The organism is Endozoicomonas sp. ONNA2 (assembly GCF_024606365.1).
Classification (GTDB): domain Bacteria; phylum Pseudomonadota; class Gammaproteobacteria; order Pseudomonadales; family Endozoicomonadaceae; genus Endozoicomonas.
Genome location: NZ_JAHHPO010000893.1, coordinates 1 through 6,339 on the forward strand (window position 1 = coordinate 1; position 6,339 = coordinate 6,339).

At 48.9% G+C, this 6,339-nt stretch carries 5 protein-coding genes; 3 read left to right on the plus strand and 2 right to left on the minus strand.

Going from position 1 to position 6,339, the window contains the following annotated elements:
- Positions 1-308: 308 nt before the first annotated feature.
- On the plus strand, positions 309-1,799 hold the full coding sequence (locus KDK14_RS15885) for an ankyrin repeat domain-containing protein (RefSeq protein ID WP_257266152.1): 1,491 nt from the start codon (positions 309-311) through the stop codon (positions 1,797-1,799).
- A gap of 3 nt (positions 1,800-1,802) precedes the next feature.
- Here KDK14_RS15885 and KDK14_RS15890 read toward each other — a convergent pair whose 3' ends face one another.
- Positions 1,803-2,978 carry a hypothetical protein gene (locus KDK14_RS15890; protein ID WP_257266153.1) on the minus strand — a complete coding sequence of 392 codons (1,176 nt, stop codon included), beginning with the start codon at positions 2,976-2,978 and terminating at the stop codon, positions 1,803-1,805.
- Positions 2,979-3,391: 413 nt separating this feature from the next.
- Between KDK14_RS15890 and KDK14_RS15895 the strand changes: the two genes are divergently transcribed.
- Both KDK14_RS15895 and KDK14_RS15900 read left to right on the plus strand, forming a co-directional pair.
- On the plus strand, positions 3,392-4,786 hold the full coding sequence (locus tag KDK14_RS15895) for a glutamate decarboxylase (protein ID WP_257266154.1): 1,395 nt from the start codon (positions 3,392-3,394) through the stop codon (positions 4,784-4,786).
- 389 nt (positions 4,787-5,175) lie between these two features.
- Complete coding sequence (locus KDK14_RS15900) at positions 5,176-5,640, plus strand: hypothetical protein (protein ID WP_257266155.1); 465 nt, start codon at positions 5,176-5,178, stop codon at positions 5,638-5,640.
- Between the two features lie 70 nt (positions 5,641-5,710).
- Here the strand turns inward: KDK14_RS15900 and KDK14_RS15905 are convergent, their stop codons facing one another.
- Positions 5,711-6,172 carry a nucleoside deaminase gene (locus tag KDK14_RS15905; protein ID WP_257266156.1) on the minus strand — a complete coding sequence of 154 codons (462 nt, stop codon included), beginning with the start codon at positions 6,170-6,172 and terminating at the stop codon, positions 5,711-5,713.
- Between the last annotated feature and the right edge of the window lie 167 nt (positions 6,173-6,339).

Genomic DNA, 6,339 nt, shown 5'->3' on the forward strand with positions numbered 1-6,339 from the left:
TAGACCAATTTATCGCAACCGCAGTAGGGCAGTCTATTCTCGGACAGCCTCCTGGAGGAGCAGTTGCCGGGAGTGTCGGCACAAGGTGTCAGAAATATATGATTTCATATGGTTAGCTCCTTAAGGTATTCACCTCACAAAACCGAATTTTATCCTCAATTTTCTGCCATCCTCGCTACTGGGTCGCCTGGACGGGCGCTATTCCCGGACAGCCTCCTGGTATCTTGTTCGAAATCTTCTTTCTTATGGAATTTTTTCTACTGATTTTTGTCCTACCTATAATTTGAGTCACAAAGCAGGGCAAATCCATGAATGGTGTCGGGGGCAACGGGGCAGATTTTCCATTTGAATGCCCTATCTGTTTGGAAGACGGGTATATCAGAGGACAAATTGGTGGGCATTCGCTGGTCAAAACTTCTTGCCCGGCGTTCCATGTTTTCCACCTGAAATGCATCACCGAATGGCTGAACGGTGCACAGCAGGCGGGAAAAGAACTTCATGAACGCCAATGCAGTCAATGCGAACAACCGGCACTGCCATTGGTTCGTCTGGGCGGAGAAAGCGTCCGTGACGACGAATCGCTTTATTGTGAATCCATGATGCTTAATGTCTGCCGCACCGGGAATCTTGGCAACCTGAAAATATTGCTGCGCGAAAACGAGGCTTTGGCAAAACAGACGTTCCGTTCGGCGCTAACCGATCATCCTGTACACCCGTTAACTGTCGCCGTCCATTACGGCCACGCCCATTGCGTTCAAGCACTGATCGACAGCCATGCTGATATCAATGCCGCCGATCATGATGGCGAGACACCGCTGAGCATTGCCGTCAGGCTGCGCCGCACCGATTGCTTGCAAATACTGGCAAGGGCCGGGGCGGATATCAGTAACGTACTGCAGAGCGCTGTTCGGGAGGGCAATCTTGCACTTCTTGAATGCCTGGTCAGCACTCAACCTGACCAACTTATCCTTAATAACGCCCTGCGCGAAGCTGTCGAACAGGGGCGAACGCGTTGCCTTGAAATCCTGATCAGAACAGGGGCCAATAACCTTAATGAAGCCCTGCGCATTGCCGCCGAGCGGGGGCAAAGGCAGTGCCTTGAAATCCTGATCAGAGCAGGGGCCAATAACCTTAATGAGGCCCTGGGCATTGCCGCCGAGCGGGGCCGAACACAGTGCCTTGAACCTTTGGTCAAGGCGGGAGCAAACGACCTTGAGGGTGCCTTGTACATTGCGGTCCTGACGGAAAACATCCCGGGCCAGAACGCTCTGATCGAACAAGGAGCAGATATGACCAGGGTACTGCATACTGCTGCCAAAAAAGGTTCTGTGGCATATCTTGATAGTCAGATCATCTCGAGATACATCAATGCCATCAATGGCCAGGGCAAGACACCACTGCATATCGCCGCTGCCAAGGGCCATTCCCAATGCGTGAAAAAGCTGCTTGCAACCGAGGGAGTGGAAGTCAATGCTCCTGATAACTTCGGCTTGACGGCTCTCCACCTGGCTGCAGCAGGGGACCACTTAGAGACCATCAAGGCATTGGTGGCCGCTGACGGTGTCCAGGTCAATGCGAAGGACATAGATAACTGGACAGCGCTTCACCTGGCCGCTAGACATGGCTGCACAGAGACCGTTAAAGCGCTACTGGCCACTGATGGCATCCTGGTCAATGAAAAGACTGACACAGGTTTTACGGCTCTGGACTTGGCTACCCAAAACGGCCACATCGCTTGCCAGAAACTCCTTGCTGGCAATGGGGCAAGGAATAATCAATCGTACTGCATTTTGCTGTGAATATTATTTCATAAATTCATAAGCAGCATTCAAATACTGAACAACCTCTTGATTAACTCCCTGAGACTTGTCTGGATGATATTGCTTGATATCTTGCATGATTTTTCCTCTCAATTTATTCATTACCAAACGCTTCTCTTCACCCTTTTCAAGCTGGCAATCACGTCCAATAAGGTAGGCCTCTTCCTTTGCAAGTTGTTTCCAGCTGTCGATGACAGTTGCAACGGTATTCCTGGTATTTTCATCCGGAATTGAAGCCACTATCACAGCTATTCTTGGGTCAGCGGCAGGATTTCTAAACCGTCCGGTTGACCAGCCATATTTCATGAATTCCAGTTTTGTCGCCAGGGTTTCATCTTTTTTTCGCTGTTTTCCACCATAGGCACTCCATACATCCTCCGGTAAAACGACTTTTATCTCTACGAGTCCAAATTCCCAGTCTTTTCCATCATGATCCACAACGCCTCGTATGGGATTGGCAAGGGTGTCGTCCGCATAAATTATCGTCCCGCCATTTTTCGCTGATAAATTAAACAGCTGACTTTCAACATAGGAAGGTGGATTAACTACATTTTCTTTAGCGGCCAGCAGCACCGGGCCCTCCCTGTCATCAGGCTGAAACTCACATTCCCCCTGCGCATTTTGCTTGAACGATCCCCCGATTTGATTGACAAATGTGATGCCATTTTTGGCAAATGTCTGTAGCTCCATGCTCTTTGCTGCACCGGCTGCTATAGGTTGAGGGGGGATTCGAAGATCCAGAAGCTGATGCTTGAGCATCCCTGCGATGGCCTCAACGGTGCAATACACAGGTATATGTTGAAAAACCAGGCCGAACTCTCGTGGTATGCTTCCCTTTTTGTGATCATTGTGACCGGGCAGCCCCAACCCTTCCCGGCAATTGATAACAAGGCAGTTAATTTCGGGGATTTTTCTGAGGCCTGAATGTCTGTCAGAAGACACCATACGACCAGACAACACCTTGCCGCCATCGAAATTCCCTGCGCTGGCTTCGGGATAACAAGACGGTATAGCTGAATCTATAGACGTTCTGGTTTCATGGCCTGCAAACTCGCCTTCGAAGACACGACCACTCAATGAACCTGCTGAATCACAAAAAGCCGAACTTTCACTGGCAAATCTTGTGTTAAAAGCACCATTGGCAATATCGTTATTCATGAAAAACTCCTTTACCGAATATTTCAGTTTTGGAAATATGAATTATTCATCAGGGCAACAGGTAGTAAGGATTTGTCCCGGAATTACTTCATCATTCTGGCCAACCACTTATATGGCGGTTACTTGCCATTGCCACTGTTGTTTCCAATAGACCGATTTCATCTGAATTAGTTCAACCGATATGACTACAGCCGTGAACTTAAAGAAGATTTGCCCATGAATTACCTCTTCATTTCGCCTCGCAGGCGCAAAAAAAAGATTTTTCTATTCTCCGTGGGAAGCTGTTTTTAAATTAGAAAATTGTGAAATTTTTCAAGGGTGTTTCCGTATATGCTCTATAATCACTTACGCACTTCCACGTTCCGCCCACCTGTGTTTTTTTCCTGGTAACTCAATTTCTGCTGGAGAGTAACATGCCCCTGCACTACCGCGATGATATCCTGGATAATCTGGTAGACGACATTTACGCATCGTCCGATCTATCTGTCAGCATGCCCAAATATAAAATGCCGGAAAAGCCCCAGGAGCCCCGAACCGCTTACCAGATCGTTCATGATGAACTTATGCTGGACGGTAACTCCCGCCAGAATCTTGCTACTTTCTGCCAGACTTGGGTGGATGAAGAAATTCACAAAATCATGGATGAATGTGTCGACAAAAACATGATTGACAAGGACGAATACCCACAGACAGCGGAGCTGGAAAGTCGCTGTGTCCATATGCTGGCCGACCTTTGGAATTCTCCGGATGCCATGAATACCCTTGGTTGTTCCACCACCGGCTCAAGTGAAGCGGCCATGTTAGGCGGTATGGCACTGAAATGGCGCTGGCGGGAAAAAATGAAACAACAGGGAAAACCAGCGGATAAGCCCAACCTGGTCTGTGGCCCGGTACAAATCTGCTGGCATAAGTTTGCCCGGTACTGGGATATCGAACTCCGGGAGATCCCCATGGAGGGCAGCCGGTTAATCATGAGCCCGGAGGAAGTCATCAAGCGCTGCGATGAAAACACGATTGGTGTCGTACCAACCCTGGGAGTCACCTTCACCTGCCAATACGAGCCGGTAGAAGCGGTCAGCAAGGCGCTGGATAAACTCCAGCAAGACAAGGGCCTGGATATTCCCATACACGTTGACGCCGCCAGTGGTGGCTTTCTGGCGCCATTTTGCCAACCCGACCTGCTGTGGGACTTCCGGTTGCCCAGGGTTAAATCCATCAACGCTTCAGGCCATAAATTTGGCCTTTCACCCCTTGGGGTTGGCTGGGTCGTATGGCGGGACAAGGAAGACCTGTCCGAAGACCTGATTTTCCACGTCAACTATCTTGGCGGTGACATGCCAACCTTTGCCCTGAATTTTTCCCGTCCCGGCGGACAGATCGCCGCGCAGTACTATATTTTTCTGAGGCTCGGGAAAGAAGGTTATCGTCATATACAACAGGCCTGTTATGACACCGCTCAATACCTTGGCAAAGAGATCGAAAAGCTGGGTGTGTTTGACATTATTTATAACGGCAAGGGTGGCATTCCAGCCATGAGCTGGTCCTTGAAAAAAGGATTAAAACCCGGGTTCAATCTTTATGACCTCTCCGATCGCATTCGCACCCGTGGCTGGCAGATCGCTGCCTATTCCATGCCACCAAACCGTGAAGACCTGGTCATCATGCGCATCCTGGTTCGTCATGGCTTCAGCCGTGATCTGGCCGATCTGCTGGTTGATGACCTGAAGCGTTGCCTTGTTTACTTTGACAAGCACCCGGTTCAGGAACCCGGAGATGAAAAGGAATCTTCTGGTTATAATCATCTTTAAGAACAACCTCATCATTTTACTCAGTCCGGGATAAGGTCGGGCCCCCTACCAGAAAAAGCACAAGCGGTTCCGGATATTCGGGTAACGCCACTTATTTCACGACAGTGCCCAACCTGCCCTGCATACCCCTGATCATTGAGAGTGTGCAAAATATATAAAAATATGAAATAAACAACGATGATCAGGTATTATTGTCAGCCTTGCCTACTCATCCAACTACTCTCTTCCATGTTGCCGACGGAAAGGGATTGTTCGGGCAGTCGCCCATTTTCGTAACTTTACAACTGCCGCGAAGTTATTCTGTCAGCAATACTGCCCGCGTTGTTAGACAATCTTTTGCAAAATCAATGATATAAAAGACTGAAAATAACTTTCAGTGGAGTACCGCCATGGAATCGATCAGGCCATCTTTCGGACAGCAGAAGTTAACCATAGAGGACATGAGCCAGGATATGGTTTGCCTGCACAATATGGATAGTATCGATAACCCTCTGGGTTGCCATGACAGCACACTAGTGCAAATTGAGATGTACAGCCGGATGATCTGCTACGGCTACAACAACCCATTCCCGCATTCACGTCTGCACCTTGCTTTCGCGCTGATCAGTATTAAAAGCCTGTTGCATCAGATCAGTCTTGCAGAGCTGGTGATAGGCAGCCCTGAGATTAACGAGACACCGATCAAACAGGTACGCCCGGATATCCAGCACATGGAAGAGCTTGAAAAACTCCTGGACTGTCCGATGATTGCCGGAAGTCTGCCAACCCTGCGAGAAGCACTTCGGTTTATCCACAACAGGGATCAACAGGAAATTTACGCTATTCTCAAGCGTAAGCTGAAAGGAGACCGTTGACTCCAAATGGAGCATAGGAAGCGTGCTCCATTTGCTATCGGCTTAACACACAACCACCACTTTCACACCATCATGACGGGTGCGGCCAGAACTCCATGATCAGCTCAGAGGCCCGCTCTTCGTCAATCGGGCCAACAACATCAATGGTCGGGTGACAGCATTTAAAAATCTCATTACAACCCACATCAATAGACTGTCCTGACATTTGCTGGAGTGTTTTGCCACTGCAACCAAAGACCACTTTAGAAATACCTGCCCAGTAAATAGCGCCAGAACACATGGCACAGGGCTCAGAGTTTGTGAACAGTATGCACTGCTCCAGTTCATGCGGGGTGAGTGTCTGATGAGCCCTGGAAATCAGATTCATCACTGAATGTCGGGTCACATCATTATCGGCAATGGACGTGTTTCCTGCCTCTAAAACTACACGACCTTCCTGGGCAAGCAGTGCTGAAAATGGCAACTGGCCATGATCAGCACTCTGCCTTGCCAGTTCTATGCTGTGTAACAGCAAAGATGAATACTCATTCATAAAACATGACTCATCTCAACAGCGACTGTAAACCAGCAGTGTAGTCTGTATAAAACTGTCGTGCAGGTTGATTTTCATGGCATTCATGCCTGTTCAATATCAAAGGCATGCAAGGAGGCTGTCAGAGAATAGACTGCCCTACGCGGCAACTGCTCCTGCGTTGCTCT

Excerpts from the sequence above, each read along its gene's own strand:
- KDK14_RS15885 (WP_257266152.1), top strand. The coding sequence starts at position 309 with ATGAATGGTGTCGGGGGCAACGGGGCAGATTTTCCATTTGAATGCCCT.
- KDK14_RS15890 (WP_257266153.1), bottom strand. The coding sequence starts at position 2,978 with ATGAATAACGATATTGCCAATGGTGCTTTTAACACAAGATTTGCCAGT.
- KDK14_RS15895 (WP_257266154.1), top strand. The coding sequence starts at position 3,392 with ATGCCCCTGCACTACCGCGATGATATCCTGGATAATCTGGTAGACGAC.
- KDK14_RS15900 (WP_257266155.1), top strand. The coding sequence starts at position 5,176 with ATGGAATCGATCAGGCCATCTTTCGGACAGCAGAAGTTAACCATAGAG.
- KDK14_RS15905 (WP_257266156.1), bottom strand. The coding sequence starts at position 6,172 with ATGAATGAGTATTCATCTTTGCTGTTACACAGCATAGAACTGGCAAGG.